Source organism: Streptomyces sp. NPDC054961, assembly GCF_053609145.1.
The window spans coordinates 115,675-133,848 of record NZ_JBSGWY010000011.1; the positions used below are offsets into that span (position 1 = coordinate 115,675).

The 18,174-nt window shown below is 70.1% G+C and carries 8 protein-coding genes; 3 read left to right on the forward strand and 5 right to left on the reverse strand.

Annotated features, from left to right (window positions below; genetic code table 11):
- The first annotated feature begins 164 nt into the window (after positions 1-164).
- Positions 165-1,124 carry a DeoR/GlpR family DNA-binding transcription regulator gene (locus tag ACWF9Z_RS13545; protein WP_453601338.1) on the forward strand — a complete coding sequence of 320 codons (960 nt, stop codon included), beginning with the start codon at positions 165-167 and terminating at the stop codon, positions 1,122-1,124.
- A 54-nt stretch (positions 1,125-1,178) separates the two neighbouring features.
- Here ACWF9Z_RS13545 and ACWF9Z_RS13550 read toward each other — a convergent pair whose 3' ends face one another.
- Complete coding sequence (locus ACWF9Z_RS13550) at positions 1,179-1,601, reverse strand: hypothetical protein (protein ID WP_453601340.1); 423 nt, start codon at positions 1,599-1,601, stop codon at positions 1,179-1,181.
- Positions 1,602-1,759: 158 nt separating this feature from the next.
- Positions 1,760-9,022 (reverse strand): RHS repeat-associated core domain-containing protein, encoded by a 7,263-nt coding sequence (locus ACWF9Z_RS13555; protein WP_453601343.1) that lies wholly within the window; start codon positions 9,020-9,022, stop codon positions 1,760-1,762.
- A 414-nt stretch (positions 9,023-9,436) separates the two neighbouring features.
- On the opposite strand from ACWF9Z_RS13555, the gene ACWF9Z_RS13560 reads away from it, so the two are divergent.
- On the forward strand, positions 9,437-14,473 hold the full coding sequence (locus ACWF9Z_RS13560; RefSeq protein ID WP_453601346.1) for an FG-GAP-like repeat-containing protein: 5,037 nt from the start codon (positions 9,437-9,439) through the stop codon (positions 14,471-14,473).
- Between the two features lie 81 nt (positions 14,474-14,554).
- On the opposite strand, the gene ACWF9Z_RS13565 is transcribed toward ACWF9Z_RS13560, so the two are convergent.
- On the reverse strand, positions 14,555-16,309 hold the full coding sequence (locus ACWF9Z_RS13565) for an acetyl/propionyl/methylcrotonyl-CoA carboxylase subunit alpha (RefSeq protein ID WP_453601349.1): 1,755 nt from the start codon (positions 16,307-16,309) through the stop codon (positions 14,555-14,557).
- Positions 16,310-16,731: 422 nt separating this feature from the next.
- On the opposite strand from ACWF9Z_RS13565, the gene ACWF9Z_RS13570 reads away from it, so the two are divergent.
- The gene (locus tag ACWF9Z_RS13570) at positions 16,732-17,238 is read left to right on the forward strand and encodes a hypothetical protein (protein ID WP_453601352.1); all 507 of its coding nucleotides are present in this window, start codon (positions 16,732-16,734) and stop codon (positions 17,236-17,238) included.
- Here ACWF9Z_RS13570 and ACWF9Z_RS13575 read toward each other — a convergent pair.
- Together ACWF9Z_RS13575 and mmpB are read right to left on the reverse strand one after the other, a co-directional pair.
- Positions 17,219-17,827 (reverse strand): Maf family protein, encoded by a 609-nt coding sequence (locus ACWF9Z_RS13575; RefSeq protein ID WP_356651846.1) that lies wholly within the window; start codon positions 17,825-17,827, stop codon positions 17,219-17,221. The two genes, ACWF9Z_RS13570 and ACWF9Z_RS13575, sit on opposite strands and share 20 nt — an antisense overlap.
- A 78-nt stretch (positions 17,828-17,905) precedes the next feature.
- On the reverse strand, positions 17,906-18,040 hold the full coding sequence (gene mmpB, locus ACWF9Z_RS13580; RefSeq protein WP_356651844.1) for a morphogenic membrane protein MmpB: 135 nt from the start codon (positions 18,038-18,040) through the stop codon (positions 17,906-17,908).
- Between the last annotated feature and the right edge of the window lie 134 nt (positions 18,041-18,174).

Here is an 18,174-nt window from a genome sequence, read left to right on the forward strand (position 1 = left end):
GGCCCTTCTGCGAATGGGTTTTGGTGTGGGCCGCCGGCCCGTCGCGGAGCAGGAGCGCGGCGGGCCGTCGGCGTATACCACTCGTGGGGTCGCACTACGGACAACTTCGGTATTCCGATGCAAGGAGCTGAAAGAAGACGGTCGTTGGGGTTACTGTCAGTTTCGTGTTCGCTGCAGAACGTCGCCAATTGATCCTCGAAATGGTGCGGGCCAACGGAGCGGTATCGCTCCGGGAGCTCGCCCGCGTCGTCCAGACCTCCGAAGTGACCGTACGGCGGGACGTGCGGGCGCTGGAGGCAGAAGGACTCCTCGACCGCCGGCACGGCGGTGCGGTACTACCGGGCGGTTTCACGCGAGAGTCCGGCTTTCCGCAAAAGTCCCATCTCGCGACGGCGGAGAAGACCGCCATCGCCGATGTCGCGGCCTCCCTCGTCGAAGAGGGCGAGGCCATCGTCGTCGGCGCGGGCACCACGACCCAGGAGCTGGCCCGCCGGCTCGCCCGGGTGCCCGGCCTGACCGTGGTGACCAACTCCCTCCTGGTCGCCCAGGCGCTGGCCCACGCCAACCGGGTGGAGGTGGTGATGACCGGCGGAACCCTGCGCGGGTCCAACTACGCCCTGGTGGGCAGCGGCGCCGAGCAGTCCCTCCAGGGGCTGCGGGTCTCGCGGGCCTTCCTCTCCGGGAGCGGCCTCACCGCCGAGCGCGGGCTGTCCACGTCCAACATGCTCTCCGCGAGCGTGGACCGGGCGCTGGTCCAGGCGGCCGCCGAGGTCGTGGTCCTGGCGGACCACACGAAGCTCGGCACGGACACCATGTTCCAGACGGTGCCGACCGATGTGATGACCCGCCTGGTGACGGACGAGCCCCCGCCCCACGACGACCGCGCGGGCACGGAACTCCAGGCGCTGGCGGACCAGGGCGTCCAGATCACGGTGGCGGGCGGCGCGGCGGCCCCCGGCGCGTCCGGCGACGGCATGGCGGGCCGTCGTCCCCGCCGCGAATCCCCCCTCCCGGTCCAGCGCCGCGGCGGCCCGACGGCGCAGCTGCGCAGCGCGGGCGCACTGCACGACGCGCAGCCGGGCGAGCGGGAGCGGTCCAGGGTGGCGGACCTGCGGCGGCGGTAGCTTCGTTCCGGAAATGGAGATGCCCCACCGGGCGAACCCGGTGGGGCATCTGTGTCACTCGGTGCTGTCGAGCCACCGCTTGGCGGCGGCACGAGACTCCGGATACCCGATCTCGGAGGTGCTGAGATAGCGGGCCCATCTGCGGAGGTTGTCAGCGCGGTCCGGTGCTGTCACCACGACCGTTCCGATCGAGAACTGCGAGGTGCTGCCACAGCACAACACGTTCCCGTCACGGGACAGCGCCAGGAACTCCGGGCGTCCGTGGGCGCTGCCGAGAACTCCGGCCGCGCCCTTCCCCATGATGTCCCAAGGTGTCTGCAGGGTGACGCAGATCCATCGGGACGGTCCCTCTTCGCCGGGCGGTTGGAGCGCGATGAAGAAGGAAGGGTCGGCCTCCTCGAACAGGCCGTTCGCCACGGACAGGCGGTACCAGTCGGAGTTCGCCTTCTGGTGGAGGAGCGGGTCCTCCGTGTCCACCCATGCCTCGCTGCGATCGTCCCCCGGCAGGCAGCTCATCATCTGGCCCGCGACTGCGGGGGGGATGGCTCCTGGCGGAGCTTCGGCTGTCTTCCGTAGGGACAGGCCTGCCACGGCGAGCCGGCCCTCCCATTCCGAGCGATCAGACATTCCCTTGCCTATCGTCGTCGTCCGGCCGGGCCGGAACGCCCTGTGAACGCCCCGGGCAGTGTGCCCCAGGGGTAGTGGTGAATCGTGTTGTAGTTGTGCCCGAGGACGTAGCCGATGTTGCCGTTCCGGTCGACGAGGATGCGGGTCAAGGTGTTGTGCGCGGTGGTCTTGCCCGCTTCTCCGACCCCTGTGTAGATCGTCGCGCCGACCCACCGGGCGGCTCTGCCGGGGGTGTCCCTGCGCCGCTGGAGGGTATCCCAGTTGCCATCGGAGATGCGCTGGTCGAGCGTCCCGCTACGGATCGCGTCCACGGTCTCGTGGACTTCCTGCGGGATGATCCGCTCGTCGACTTCCTTCTTGCTGTAAGGGTCCTTGTCGAAGGCGGGGGACTCCGCCTTCTTGCCGTCGCCGCGCCCACAGTTGTGAACGAGGACCGGTACGGCTCCCGCCAGCACGTAGTACGTGTGCTCGTTGGCGACGGTGAGGTTGCGGACCTGCTTGTGCTGCGTCCAGCGCTTGACCTCACTGACCTGGACCCAGGTACCCGTGGAGGTCTGCAGCACGTCGCCGGCCGCGAGCTCGGTGGCGTCGAGCCACGTGCCCACCGACGGCGCCCAGAACGGATGGTGATCCGTGGCGGTCAACTTCTCCGTCCGGTCACCCCCGGCCCCGTCCGTGTCGATGGTGATCTCGACCAGGTTCTTCTGCCCCTGACCGATGACTTGGGCCACGACGGGCTGAGCGGTGGTGGAGCCGGACTCGGCGTTGCCCGCGAGTACCTCGTCACCGATCGCGACGTCCTCGATGGGCTTGGACGATCCGTCCGCCATCAGGACTTCGGTGTTCGGGACGAAACTGTTGGGCGTTTCGCAGCTGTCCTTCTTCGGGGCGTCCGCCTTCTTCGCCTCGGAGGACTTCGACGCCTTTCCGTCGCCGTCGGCCTTCTTGGCCTTCGCCGCGGAGGACTTGCCCTGCCTGGCTGCCGTGGCCTTCGCCTCGTCGGCCTTCTTGGCGGCCGCCGCCGCGGCTTCCTGGACCTTTCTTCGGGCCGCTGCGGCTTCTTCCTCCAGTTTTCTCGCGCGTTCGGCGGCTTCCTCTATCTGCCGTTTCCACTCGGCCAGGTCCTCGGCGTACTTGGCCATCGCCTGCTGGAAGCGCTCGACCCGCCTGAGGATGTCGCGTGCCAGGGACAGCTTCTGGGACCAGCTCTGGAAGGCGTCCCACGCCCGGTCCAACGCCTTCAGGATGCGTTTGGCGCGGCCCGCGAAAGGCAGTGCCGCATCCAGGGCGAGGCCCGCACAGGCGCCCCAGTCACCGCCCAGGCAGTCACGGATGTCGTTGTAGCCCGAGGCGTCCTTCAGGATGCCCAACGCGACTTCGAGCGCGATGTCCATGGCGCTCTTGCCCTGGATCATGTTCGCCCAGGCCGCCTCGGCGTCCGTGAAGTCCTTGATCGGCATCGTGGGAGGCGAGATGGACAGGCCGCTGGGGTCGCTGAACGTCACCGGCGAGTTGTTCGCGTACACGTACGGGTTCTGCTGCTTGGGCTCGGCGTGGTCGATGACGGGGTCGACCGAGATGAACCGGCCCGTCGCCGGGTCGTACTCACGAGCGCCCAGGTGCACCAGTCCGGTGGACTCGTCCAGCTCCCCGCCGACGAAGCTCTTCTTGCCCGGCCACAGGGACGGGGCCGCGCCGCGGACATCGCCGTACGGGGTGAACTTGCGGCGGGTGACCGCCGAAGTGGTGGCGTCCACAGAAGTGGTCGCCGTGCCGTTCTGGTCGCCCAGCAGGTACGACGTCGTGATGACGCCGTCCTTGGCCGTCTTGACCATGGTCGGGCCGGACGGGTGGCCGAAGTAGCGCGTGCTCTCCAGCTTGCCCGCCGACGTGAGCTTGACCTCGGTGCCCGGCATGTACAGCGTCGTGCCGGACGGCTCGCGCTTGATCAGGCGGTTGCCGTCGGCGTCGTAGACGAACTCCGTCGACTCGGTGCCCCGGGTCACCTTCGCGAGCTGACCCGCGACGTCCCATTCCAGGTTCTGCGTGTCCCCCTGGATGGTGCGGGTCTTGGTGTTGCCCGCCTCGTCGTACGTGTAGGACTCGGTGCGGGAGCCGCCCGGTCCGGTGGTGTCGACCTTCTGCAGCCTGTTGGCAGCGGCCTGGCCGGGGGTGCCGTAGGTGTAGGAACGGGTGACGTCCTTGGTGAGGTCACCGGTCGCGTCGTGCTGGACCTCCTTGGTGCGGTTGCCCGCGGCGTCGAAGCTGTACGAGCTCCAGTACGCGCTCGGACCGCCGACCTGAGGCTTCGAACCGGCACCCGACGCGCCCGGCTGGGCCGCGCAGTCGTCCGTCGCGGTCCACGCCTCGTTCATGCGGCGCAGGTAGTCGTACGCGAAGCACTGGACGTCGGTGGCCGCGGTGGCCTCCGGTCCCTCCTTCTCGGTGACCTTCATGATGTTGCCGACGGCGTCGTAGTCGTACGACGTGTCGCTGATCCGGCTCGGCGACTTCTCCCGGTCGTTGACCGTCCGGGTGAGCCGGCGCGTCTGCTCGTCGAAGAAGTTCGTCGAGTAGACCTGGGATCCGGCCGGGCCGGTCTCCGTGCGCAGGACGTCGCCCATGGGCGAGTAGTCGACCTTGCCCACGAACGTCTTCCCCTGGACGCCCATGACGGTCGGCAGTTCCAGGTGGTTGTACTTCATGGTGGTCATCTCGGCGGGCAGGCCGCCGACCGCGGGCTGGCTCATCCACGCCATCAGGCCGGTGTTCGAGCGGTATCCGCTGGTGAAGCTGTACGAACCGGCGAGGGCCCCCTCCGAGGCGGGGATGGTGATCTTGGTCCCCGTCGGACGGTACTCGCTGTCGTAGCCGGTCACCTCCTGGGTGTAGGCGTTGCCGTTGACGTAGCGGGTCGACGAGACCGGCAGGCCGACGGCACCCGGCAGGGTGTCGAAGGTGGTCGACGTCAGCTTCGGACCCGTCACCGAACCCTCGTGGGTCGCGACGACACGGCCCAGCTCGTCGTACTCCGGGGCCATGACCTTGCCCCTGGCGTCCGTGACGGTCGCCATCCGGTCACCCAGGCCGTACGTCATCGTCGACGTGCCCGCGTCGGGGTCCGTCTGCTTGGTCTGGCGACCGCGGATGTCGTACTCGAAGCCCCACTTGTCGCCGGCCGCGTTGACGGCCGACTCCAGCATGCCGCGCTGGTTGTAGGCGTACGTCGTCTTGTCGTACGCGCCCGTGGGCGAGTCCGAGCGGAAGTACCGGAGCTCCGTCTTGCGGCCCGCACCGTCCAGGAAGGCCCGCGTCGGGGTCTCGCCCTTCGGCGGGTCGACGGTGATGTTGTCGCCGCCGTACGAGGTGGTCGTACGGGAGGTCTCCAGGCCGAACTTGCGCGAGATCTGCGCGGTCGAGCGGCCGGAGCCGTCGTACTCGGTCACCGTCGACGACGTGACCTCGTTGTCCTTCGGGGCCCACTGGACGCCCGAGGGTTCACCGGCCGTGTAATAGGCGCCGTTGCTCTTCCAGACCTGGCCGAGGCTGTTGTAGAAGGTGTCGGAGATGAGCCGACCGCCCCCCAGCGCCTCCATCTGGGTCTGGCGGATGCGCAGGCTGCTGTCGTAGATGTCGTAGCTGGTGCGGTAGGTACCGTCGTCCAGCAGGCTCTTGGTGGAGATGACGACCGGACCGTCGGTGCGGACGTCGTACGAGAACTCGCCGTCCGGCGACTTCGAGAGCGGGTCGCGGTCCGGGGACCAGACCTTCAGCAGCCGGCCGAGGCCGTCGTACTGCATCACCTGGCGGCGGCCGTTGGTGTCCTGCTTGGCCAGGATCGAACCGCGGCCCTGGTCGTTCTCCGTCGTCTCGGTGTGACCGGCGGAATTGGTGGTGACGACCTTGGTGACGATCTGACCCGAGGCGGGGGTGTAGTCGACCTTGGAGACCTTGCCGAACACGTCCGTCGTGGTCTTCATGCGGCCGTACACGTCGAAGGTCGCGCTGCCGTCGCTGGTGTAGACCGGGTTGCCGCCGGAGTACCCGGAGAGCGACTCCGTCGACTTCAGGTTGCCCGCCGCGTCGTAGTACATCCGGGCGTCCGAGGTGACGTCCGCCGGACGGGCCACGTTGGTGGCGTCACACGCCCTCGCGACCGTCTCCACCCGCTTCTGCCGGGCGATGATCCAGCGCGTCTCGTCCGAGTCGTACTCGAAGCGCGTGCAGCTGTCGTCCGACGGGTCGGCGACATCGCCCTTGTTCGACGCCCATTCGGCGAAGCCGCGGGAGTCGTACTTGGTCTCCGAAGCCGTCCGGCGCCACCCGCGCCCGTCCGACAGCAGGATCCGGGAGTTGACGTTCGTCGTCTGCTGGACGAAGGCCTGCTGCGGCTCCAGGTCCTCGTCGGCCGTCGCGCCCTTGCGCAGGCGCGTGGCCGTCGGGCCGTAGATCCACGGGGTGTAGGTCGTGGCCGCCTCGAGGGCGCCGCCCTCGCCGTTGTACGCCAGGACCTCGCGGGTCTGGCCGGCGTAGAGGCGGTGGTCCGCGATCTCGTTGCCCTCGGAGTCCTTGACCTTGACCGACTTCTTGCCGCCCGCGGGGGCGAGACGGTCACCGTCGAGGCCTCGGAAGAAGAGGGTCTCGGTCATCGAGCGCTTGTCCGGGGCCGCACCGATGAAGGTCCGGACCCGCTCGTAGCCGCGCCACTGGGACCACGTGCGGGTCTTCGGCCGCATCGTCTCGGTCTCGTCGTCGAAGGCCCACGCCGGGCTGCCGAGGAACTGGTACTCGGTGCGCCGCGTCGGCGAGTTGCCGTTGCGGTCCTCCTCCTGGACCCAGTCCACGATGTGCTTGTGGAACCAGTCGGTGACGTAGAGCTTCTTCTCGCGCTTCGGATCGCTGGGGTCCGGGATCTCGGAGACCACCGGGTAGCAGCGCAGCGTGTTGGACTCCGGCGAGGCCGGCATCACGCGGGGGTTGGCCGCGCGGCACTCCGGCTCCGCGTAGTGCGCCAGGATCGTGGAGCCGGTCTCGCTGTCGATCGCCTCGATGCGGTAGCGCAGGTACGGCGGCTTGCCGTCGCCCAGGCCGTCCACGCGGTTCGGGAGCTGCTTGCCGCGGAACTTCACCGGCGGCATCGGGGTGTCGGCCCCGTTCTTGCCGGTGTGCTTGATCTCGCCGAGCCACAGCGGGTAGTCCGTGCCGTCGCCGGTCATCGGGAAGTCCTGGGTCAGCTGCCAGGAGTCCACCGGGTTGCGCTTGGTGCCGTTCCAGACCGAGGTGCTGACCTCGGTCAGACGCTTGCGGGTGAAGAAGGTCGGCGTGAACCGGCCCTTGCACTCCTCGCCGGCGGCGCAGAGCTGGTCACCGGGGGTGTCGGGCCACATCTTGGCGATGTCCCAGGCGACCTCCGGCTTCAGCTTCGCGGGGTCGCAGTTGAAGTCCGCCGTGACGAGGCAGCGCTCGGCGACGGTGAAGTTCACCTGGGCCGGGGCCTCGGCGAACAGGTTGTCGTTGCGCAGGCCGTACGAGATGTGGTCCAGCCAGCCGGACCGGTCGTACGCCCGGGCGGTCGAACCGCCCGCGATCTTGTAGTTCGACCCGTAGTGGTTGACCTCCTTCTGGTACCAGTAGGTCATCGCGTTGCCGCGCGGGTCCACGACGTAGTCGAGGTTCCAGCGGTACGCCTGGTCGCAGACCGCGTCGGCGAACACCGCGTTGTAGCAGGGCTCGCCCGGCTGGTTGCCGTAGACCGGGACGGTCCAGGCGGAGTTGGTGACGGGCTTGCCCGTCGCCCAGCCGGAGAGCTTGTTCAGGCCGAAGTAGAACTGGATGCCCTGGGGGTTGGTGAACCTCCAGTGGTCACCCTCCTTGTCACCGTTCTGGGCGCCCTGGAGCAGCTCGACCCGCGAGCCGTCGTCCTTGGCCGGACGCCACTTCTTGGTGGTGTCGTCCAGGACCAGCTGCGTGGAGCCGCCGTTGAGCGACAGCGTGACCATCGGCGCGCCGTGGCAGAGGTCGCCGGTGTCGTCCTTCGGGTTGTTGAACCCGGAGCCCTCCTTCTTGTCCTGGCTACAGGGGACGAAGCCCCGCTCGATGTAGTTCGAGGCCAGGTCCCAGCCGTCGCCGACCCAGGAGGTCTGCTGCGCCGAGGCCGAGGTGCGGCCGTCGATCTGCGCGCTGGAGTAGCCCAGCGACAGCGAGGGGCTGGGGCCGCCGAGCGAGGCGGGGATGTCCATCGGGTAGGACCAGGAGAAGTCACCCGCGGAGCCGCCGGCCTGCCAGGAACCCGACGCGCTCAGGGAGGTGGCCTTGAACGTGCCGTTCGCGCCGTCGGCGCCCGGGCTCGCGGCCAGCATCATGCCGGAGGTGCCCGAGCCGGCCGCGGTGACGGAAGAGGCCGCGGACAGCTTCATGTCGGCGTCGCCGGCCGGGGTGACCGGAGCCGAGGCCGCGGCGGGCGCCGTGAACTCGGCGATGAGCTTGCCGGTCACCGGGTCGTTCTTGGTGGTGACCGGGACGCTGCCCTTGCACTCCGGCTTGTCCGGCGTGGTCACCGCACACGCGGGAACGGCCGTGAAGCGGAGCCGGGAACCCCAGCTGCCGCCGTACGCGTTCTTGAAGGCGTCGTAGTCCAGCTCCACGGAGACCGGAGCGGGGGCCGTGCCGGGGTCGGTGCGCTTGACGGACAGCAGCAGGCTGTTCGCCAGACCGGCCTTCTTCGCGGCCGCCTGGTCGAGCAGGTCGACCTTCAGCTTCACCGACTCGGCGGCCGGAGCGGGCGTGCCGTCAGCCGCCGGTCCAGCGGCGAGGCCCTGCTTGCCGGCGCTCTTCGGGGCGGACTGCGGGCCCGCCACGAGCGAAGCGGGGAGCGCGGCGAACTGCACCGGGAGGGCGCCCGCCTTGACGGGGTTGCCCGGGGTGTTCGCCGGGCCGAGGGCGAAGGCCCCGGGCGCGCCCTGGGGGCCCGACTTCAGGCGGACGACCGGCGGTGCGGACGGGTCCGGAAGCGCGATCTCGGCCGAACCGGCCTTCGGCCAGGCGGTCTTGGGCGCGGAGTTCTTCCACGCCTTCTTCTGCGATTCGGCGGGGCCCGCCGCGGGCTTGCCGGTGACGGGTGCTCCGCCGACCTTGGTGAGCTTCTGCAAGCCCGGGCGTTCCAGGTCGGATTCGCCCGCCATGGCGGGGGTGGCGGTGAGCCCGGCGGTCAGCATGGTGAGCGCCAGGACGGGTATGGGCCACCGCCAGACACGCCTCAGAGGCGCACGCAAGGTGTGCGCCTGGGATCTTCTCAAAATTCGAACACTCCAAGCCGTCGCGCGCGGTGGACTGCCACCGCGCTGGTGAGCGATGGCTGAACTTAACAAGCGCGTAAGGACTAGCTGTGAGTGACCCCGGGTCAAAGAGCGGGCAAAGTCTGACAAAAATATGCCGGGCGGAAACTCGCAAAAAGGTTGTACGGCCGAGTCGATGAACTTTCGCGCCGCGCGTTGTGGGAAATGATCAAGGTCGGGCCCCTCGGGGACTCCCGTGTGGATCCACTTCCCCGGGCTGCTACAAATCATTCGAACAACCGGAGACCGATCGCCGGGAAGGCCGAACTCGAGCCGCCCGTACGAGGCCGTCCCCTCCACTGGCCGGCCGCCCCCGACGCGGCCGCCGAACCAACTCTTGAGGACCTGTCAGTGAGACCACTCCCGACGCGCGCCCGCGTCGACGATCCGCCCTCTCGCAGGACGTCGACGCTCGCCACGGCGACCGTGCTGACCGCCGCGCTGACCGCCACGCTGCTCGGCGCCGCGCCCGCGGGCGCGGCGGCCCCGGCTGGCGCCGCCGCTGCCGCTGCCGCCGGCAAGGCCAACGAGCCGCTGACCGACGCGGCCGCGCAGGCGACGGCGAAGAGCGAGGCGAAGAAGTCGGGCAAGCCCGTCGAGATCGCGTCCAAGCGCACGATGACGGACGACGTCTGGGCCAACCCGGACGGGACGCTCACCGCGAACCACGCGCTGGTGCCCGTACGCGTCTACCGCAACGGGAAGCTCGTCGACGCGGACACCACCCTGGCGAAGCAGGCGGACGGGAGGATAGCCCCCGCGGCGACCGCCGTCGGCCTCAGCTTCTCCGGCGGCGGCACGGCCCCGCTGGTCACCATGCGCAAGGACGGCCGGGACGTCTCCCTCACCTGGCCCAAGGCGCTGCCCGCGCCGAAGCTCCAGGGCAACAGCGCGACGTACGCGGAGATCCTGGAAGGCGTGGACCTGCGGGTCGTCGCCGACGTGAACGGCTTCTCCCACCAGATCGTCGTCAAGACGCGCAAGGCGGCCGACAACCCGGCCCTCGCCACCCTCGACTTCGGCCTGGAAGGCAAGGGCGTCACCCTCCAGAAGGAGGCGAACGGCGAGCTGCGCGCCCTGGACCCCGCCGGCAAGACCCTCTTCAGCGCGGCCAAGCCGCAGATGTGGGACTCCGGCGCCGAGAAGCCGGTGGCCCCGCAGGCCGACGCCGCGGCCACGGCCGCGACGCCGGCCCCGGAGCCGAAGGCCGCGACGCCCAAGGCCGCGAGCCCCAAGTCCATGGCCCCGCAGGCCCTGTCGGGCGCCGACGCGCAGGCGGCCCCCGCCGCGCCGGCCCCGGCCCCGCCCGCCCCCGCCGCGCAGGCCCCCGCCGACGCGGTGGCGGCCGTGGACGGCATCTCCAACGGCACCAAGGAGGCCGACCTCGGCGTCGACCTCAAGGGTTCCAAGCTGACCCTCACCCCCGACCGCAAGCTGCTCGCGGCGGCGGAGACCACGTACCCGGTCGTCATCGACCCGGTGTGGCGGGACGACTGGAAGTCCAGCTGGGCGATCGCGTACAAGCACACCGCCTTCGCCAACTCCGCCAACACCAACTACTGGAACGGCGGCACGCTCAGCAAGGACGCCCGCGTCGGCTGCGCCAAGGACGGCGCCAACGGCGGCACCGTCTGTGCCAAGACCTTCTTCCAGGTCGGCACGGGCGCCCTGTGGGACAAGCAGATCCTCGAATCCACCTTCCGCATCCAGCAGAAGTACGCGGGTTCCTGGAGCTGCAAGTCCGGTGAGCTCCAGATCTGGGACACCGACGCCATCGGCGGCGGCACCACCTGGAACAACCAGCCCGCCTGGAAGCGCATGGTCGACTCCTCCGGCCAGTCCTTCGGCGGCCGCAACTGCCCCGGCGACGGCGACACCATCGAGCTGAACGTGACCTCCGCGGTCGCCGACGCGGCCCGCTGGCACTGGCCCGCGTGGACCATGGGCCTGAAGTCCGCCAACGACACCGTCGACGTGTCCTGGCGCAAGTTCAACCCGGACAGCGCCCGCATCTCGACGAGGTACAACACGCTGCCCGTCACCCCGTACGACCGCACGTCCGACCCGTCGGTCCCGTGCGACGGCACCGTCCCGATCGGCACGACCGACCAGGTCGTGCTGCGCGCCCGCATCGCCGACAACGAGGACAACTCGCTGTCCGCCGAGTTCCACTACTGGAACGCCGCCGACTACGGCACGCTGAAGACGGCACGGGTCGCGGTCACCAGCGGAAACATCGCCCAGCTCGTCATCCCGGCCGCGCCGCTCGGCAGCGCCACCTACCGGTGGGACGTGCGGGGCAACGACGGCTCCGCGGACGGCCCCTGGGCCGGACAGTGCCTGTTCACCATCGACCGGACGCGGCCCGGCCAGCTGCCGGGCGTGTCCTCGGCGGAGTTCCCCGAGAACCAGCCGGACAACACCGGCTACGCCCGCACGGAGGGCACCTTCAAGCTGAACTCGGGCGGCGAGCCGGACATCACCAAGTACCAGTGGTGGACCGAGTCCGACCCGAAGGTCCGGGAGGTCGCCCCGGCGACCGCGGGCGGCTCGGTGGACGTCAAGTACACCCCGACCACGGCCGGCCCGCAGATGCTGTACGTCCGCAGCGTGGACGCCTCCGGCAACCGGTCCGACCTGAAGTCGTACTTCTTCTACGCCAAGCGCCAGCCGGTCCGCGACAAGCCCGGTGACCTCAACGGCGACGGCTCCGTCGACATCTGGAGCGTCGACCCGGGCTCGGGCCAGCTGTGGATGCACCCCGGCAAGGGTGACGGCCAGTTCGACCTGTCGAGGAAGCTGGAGCGGGGCTCCTTCTCCAACGCCAAGTCGCTGAGCCACCGCGGCAGCTGGAACGACACGGACTACTACGAGGACCTCGTCGCCCTGCGGCCGGTCAACAACGACGCCAGCCACAACACCGTGTGGGTCTACCCCGGCAAGGGCGACGGCGACCTCCAGCCCCTCGACGCCAACGCCTTCGAGATGGGCACTTACACCGAGGAGAACCGGCACTGGGACCAGGCCGACCAGGTGGTGGTGACCGGCAGCGTCAACGACGACAACGGCGACGGCAAGGTCGACGACACCGACAAGCCCGACCTGCTCGTCAAGACCGGCGCGGAGCTGTGGCTGTACTTCGGCCAGCCGGACGGCATGGTCGACCTGCCCGGGCTGGAGCCGAAGAGGCTCGGCAACCTCGACTGGCAGAACATGACCGTCATCGCCCCCGGTGACCTCAACGGCGACGCGCTGCCGGAGATCTGGGTCCGCGACAAGGTCACTGGCAAGATCCACCAGTACACCAGCCGCAAGACGACGGACACCACGTCCCCCGCGCTGATCGACCTGACCGTCTACGGGGACCCGGCCGTCCGGACGGCCTCCATCGGCACCGGGTTCACCGGCGCCGCCTACCCGCACCTCTCCAGCAACGGAGACTTCGAGAAGGACGGCTTCGCCGACCTCTGGTCGCGCGACGGCAACGGCGACAACTGGGAGTTCCCGGGCCGCGTCCTGACCAACGGCTCGGCCTTCGGCGCCGCCAGGAAGCTGGTCCTCGGCGGCACGCCGTGGTCCGAGTGCAAGGCGTTCACCGCGCCGGGCACCACCTCCGCCCGCACGCTGTGCGGTCCGGTCCTGGCCAAGTACCTCGCCAAGGGCGGCGCCGCCGTCCTCGGCTACCCGACCACCGACGTCACCGAGTCGGCCGACGGGGTGGGGCGCTTCGTGCACCTGCGCCGGGAGGGTTCGGGCGTCGACACCGGTTCCATCTACTGGCACCCGGGCAGCGGCGCCTGGACCGTGGTCAACGGCATCCGCGAGAAGTGGATGAGCATGGGCGCCGAGCGGGGCGCCATGGGCTACCCGACCTCCGACGAGTCCCTGACCTTCGACAACGTCGGCTGGTTCGGCACCTTCAGCGGCACCGACGGCGGCGCGATCTACTGGACGCCCGACTTCGGCTCCTGGTCCGTCTTCGGCACCATCTACAAGAAGTACCTGGCGCTCGGCGGCCCCAGCGGCCCGCTCGGCTACCCGACCACCGACGAGGTCAGGCACACCGACAACATCGGCCGCTACAACCACTTCCGCCACCGCGGCCAGAGCGCCGACACCGCCTCCATCTACTGGACGACGACCACCGGCAACGCCTGGTCGGTCCGTGGCACGATCCGCCAGAAGTGGGTCGGCCTCGGCGCCGAGAAGAGCTTCCTGGGATACCCGCAGTCGGACGAGTACGACGTCTACGGCGGCCCCCGCGAGGACTTCTCGGGCGGCTACATCCGCCACAACCACACCACGGGCGTCAGCACCGAGCACAAGCCGAACGACCGCACCGCGAACCTGCGCACGGACCTGGGCGGCGACTTCAACGGTGACGGCCGGGCGGACATGGCCACGGTCTACGACTACGGCTACGGCACCACGGCGCTCTACGTCGCGCCCGCCAAGACCAACGGCGGGCTGAGCGCGCCCGTCCTCGCGTTCAACAGCGGCTGGAACAACTTCGCCAACGACCACGCGCAGTGGGTCGCCGGTGACTTCAACGGCGACGGCCGCGACGACCTGGCCGCGCTCTACGGCTACGACGACGGCTCCAACGGCATGTTCACGTTCCTCGGCAACGCCGACGCGACCTTCACCCCCCTGCCGCGCAGCGCGTACGTCGGTCCGGGCAACTGGGACGCGAAGAAGGCCAAGCTCTTCGCCGGCGACTTCAACGGTGACGGCCGCGACGACCTGGGCATGCTGTACGACCACGGCGGCTGCAACACGGCCAGCTACACCTTCCTCGCGAAGGCGGACGGCACGTTCAACCCGCACTTCGGAAGCTGGGGCTCCGGCGCCGGCAACTGGTGCTGGAACGAGTCCAAGCACGTCACCGGCGACTTCAACGGTGACGGCCGCGACGACATGCTCGCCATGTACGGCCACGGCGACGGTTCCGTCGAGATGTACACGCTGCTGGGCAAGCCCGACGGCGGGTTCGCGACCCCCATGAGGTCGTGGAACAGGACCGCGGCGCAGTGGAGCTACAGCCTCAGCAAGCTCAGCTCGGGCGACTACAACGGTGACGGCCGGGCCGACGTGGCCGTCATGTTCGACTACACCAACGGGCACGCGGCCCTGTTCACGATGACCGGCCGGCCCGACGGCGGGGTCAACGACGACGTCAAGAGCTGGGAGGTCCCGGAAGGGGGCTGGTACGCCAGCTCCGTCGGACTCCTGACCTCCGGTGACCGGAACAAGGACGGCCGCGACGACCTCGCGATCATGTACAACTACGCCACGGGCACCAGCACGGCGATGCTGTTCAAGGCCCGCGCGGACGGAGGGTTCGAGGACTATCTGAAGAGCTGGTCGGCGCCGCCCGGCACCTGGTAACAGCTCACCCCGTATGCGCCGCAGGCCCCCAGGACCCGAACGGGTCCTGGGGGCCTGCGGCGTTCCTGCGGACTCGCGGGATCAGTCCTTGATCTCGCAGATCGTGGCGCCCGAGGTCAGCGACGCGCCGACCTCCGCGGAGAGGCCCACGATCGTGCCCGAACGGTGCGCGTTCAGGGGCTGCTCCATCTTCATCGCCTCGAGGACGACGATCAGGTCGCCCTCGTTGACCTGCTGGCCCTCCTCGACCGCGACCTTCACGATCGTGCCCTGCATGGGCGAGGCCAGCGTGTCGCCGGAGGCGGCCGGACCCGACTTCTTCGCCGCGCGGCGCTTCGGCTTCGCACCGCCCGCGGCCGCCGTGCGGGCCAGGGTCATGCCCAGGGACGACGGCAGGGAGACCTCGAGGCGCTTGCCGCCGACCTCGACGACCACCGTCTCGCGGCCCGGCTCGTCCTCGGCGTCCTCCGCGGCGGGAACCACGAACGCCGGGATCTCGTTGACGAACTCGGTCTCGATCCAGCGGGTGTGGATCGTGAACGGGTCGGCCGTGAAGGCCGGGTCCGCGACGACCGCGCGGTGGAACGGGATGGCCGTGGCCATGCCCTCCACCTCGAACTCGGCCAGCGCGCGCGCCGCCCGCTGCAGGGCCTGCTCACGCGTGGCACCCGTGACGATGAGCTTGGCGAGCAGGGAGTCCCATGCGGGGCCGATGACCGAGCCGCTCTCGACGCCCGCGTCGAGGCGGACGCCCGGACCGGTCGGCGCGTTGAACTTGGTGACGGTGCCCGGAGCCGGCAGGAAGCCGCGGCCCGGGTCCTCGCCGTTGATGCGGAACTCGAACGAGTGACCGCGCAGGACGGGGTCCCCGTAGCCGAGCTCCTCGCCGTCCGCGATGCGGAACATCTCGCGGACCAGGTCGATGCCGGCGACCTCCTCGGTCACCGGGTGCTCGACCTGGAGGCGGGTGTTGACCTCCAGGAAGGAGATCAGGCCGTCGGCGGAGACGAGGAACTCGACGGTTCCCGCGCCGACGTAGCCGGCCTCCTTCAGGATGGCCTTCGAGGCGGCGTACAGCTCCGCGTTCTGAGCCTCGCTCAGGAACGGCGCGGGGGCCTCCTCCACCAGCTTCTGGTGGCGGCGCTGCAGCGAGCAGTCGCGGGTGGAGACGACGACCACGTTGCCGTGGGTGTCGGCCAGGCACTGGGTCTCCACGTGCCGCGGCTTGTCGAGGTACTGCTCGACGAAGCACTCGCCGCGGCCGAAGGCGGCGACGGCCTCGCGCACGGCGGAGTCGTAGAGCTCCGGGATCTCTTCGAGGCTCCGGGCGACCTTCAGACCGCGACCGCCACCGCCGAAGGCGGCCTTGATCGCGATCGGCAGCCCGTGCTCCTTGGCGAACGCCACGACTTCTTCCGATCCGGAGACCGGGTCGGGCGTGCCGGCCACGAGCGGCGCGCCGGCGCGCAGCGCGATGTGGCGGGCGGCGACCTTGTCGCCGAGGTCGCGGATGGCCTGCGGCGGCGGGCCGATCCAGGTCAGGCCCGCGTCGATGACGGCCTGCGCGAAGTCGGCGTTCTCGGACAGGAAGCCGTATCCGGGATGGATGGCGTCCGCTCCGGAATCGGCGGCGGCCTGCAGGATCTTGGAGATGTCCAAGTAGCTCGCGGCCGGGGTGTCACCGCCCAACGCGAAAGCTTCGTCGGCCGCTCGGACGTGCAGAGCGTCCCGGTCCGGGTCGGCGTAGACGGCTACGCTCGCGATCCCGGCATCCCGGCAGGCCCGAGCAACGCGGACTGCGATTTCGCCACGGTTGGCGATGAGCACCTTGCGCACGATGGCTCCCTCCTTGAAACAAGCTGAGTTTAGGGACAGCCCACACGGCCTTTCGACCCTTCCCCGATGGTGACCTTGCCCACACGCAGTGTGACTCGAGTCGACCCGGAGTCGAAAAACCCTTGTGGCGCCCCACGTAAGGGGGATCCCCGACTGCACAGTAACGCTGTCCCACATCCCGGGTCTCTGTCCGGCGAGTCAGCGGGCCCGGGTGATTCTTTGTCGAGTCCCTACGAACGGTCCATCCGTTCTTTGCGTATCCGCCGTGTGGGCGTCGCCCGAGGCGTCCCACCGTAACGAAGCGGTCCCGGCCCCTTGTCGGCAGGTTTACCCGTTAGTAGCCTCCAGGCGTCGAACAGGCTTGTGCTTGTGGGGGTGGGGGCGTCGTGGCTCGTGTGGGTGGCGTGGTGCTGCGGAGATCCGTGGCCGGAGCGACCGCGGTCGTACTCGTCGTGGAGGCGGCGGTGCTCGGCTTCGTCCACATCGTGCTGGGCCGCACCACCGCGAACCAGTCGATGTCCATCGCGGGCATGGATCCGGACGTCATGTCCACGGCGACGTACGCGATGGGCGCCTGCATGGCCGCCTTCCTGCTGCTCTGCGCCGTCCTCCTCGCCGTCGCCGCGGTCCGCGACAGGGCCCCCGGCGCCTTCGCCCGCGTGGTCCTCGTCAGCGCCGCCGTCACCCACGGGCTGCTCGGAGCCCTCGTCGTCGGCCTGGTCGGCTGGGGCGCCTTCGTGGTGATGATGCTGATCCTGTGCCTGCTCGTCCTGAGCCTGATGCTCTACGCGGCCAAGGGCGCGGACGGGGCGGCCGGGGCGGCCGGGGACGACGGCGCGGGCCGGCCGGCCGACGACGACGTGCGCGACACGCCGCCGGGGCCGCCCCTGCTCGAGGGGTTCGGGGACTTCAAGCCCACAAGTCCGTGATCGAGAAGCCCAGTTCGGCCAGCAGCGAACGCAGCAGCGGCAGGGAGATCCCGATCACATTGCCGTGATCCCCGTCGATGCCGTCGATGAACGGCGCCGACAGGCCGTCCAGGGTGAACGCCCCCGCCACGTGCAGGGGCTCCCCGCTCGCCACGTACGCCGCCACCTCCGCGTCCGAGGGCTCGCCGAAGCGGACCGTCGTGGACGCCGTGGCCGACACCTGGCGGCCGGTCGCCGTGTCGATCACGCAGTGCCCGGTGCGCAGCACCCCGGCGCGCCCGCGCATCGACTTCCAGCGGGCCGTGGCCTCTTCGGCGTCGGCCGGCTTGCCCAGCGCCTCGCCGTCCAGTTCCAGCACGGAGTCGCAGCCGATCACCAGGGCCCCCGCGGCCTCGTCCAGGGCCGCCACGACGGCCGCCTTCGCCTCGGCCAGCGCGAGGGCCAGCTCGGCGGGGGAGTCGGCGGTGAGGGCGTCCTCGTCGAAGCCGCTGACGATCACGTGCGGGGCGAGCCCGGCCTGCCGCAGCAGGTTCAGCCGGGCGGGCGAGGCGGAGGCGAGGACGAGGGCGTGGCGGGTGTCGGCAGTCATGCCAGACATCGTAGGGCGCTCGCGCCGGCCGCCGGCGGGTCCGCGGAGGGCGGCCCCACGGGGGCGCCGGGGAGCCGCTCAGAAGCCGCCGATGCCCAGCACGTACACGACGACGACCATCGCGATGACGACGATCACCGTCATCCGCCGGACCATCGCCTGCGCGTCGCGCATGTCCTCGGGCGGTTCGTTCTTCGGGTCTGACCAGAGCATGTCCCGATCCTGACCCCGGGAACGGCCCGGGGGGGGGGGGGGGGGCGGCGTCGGGGGCGCGCGCCGCCCCCGCCCCGCGAACACCGCCGGGCCCGTCGTGGAGCGGCGCCCCCCCCCCCCGCCCCCGCGCCCGC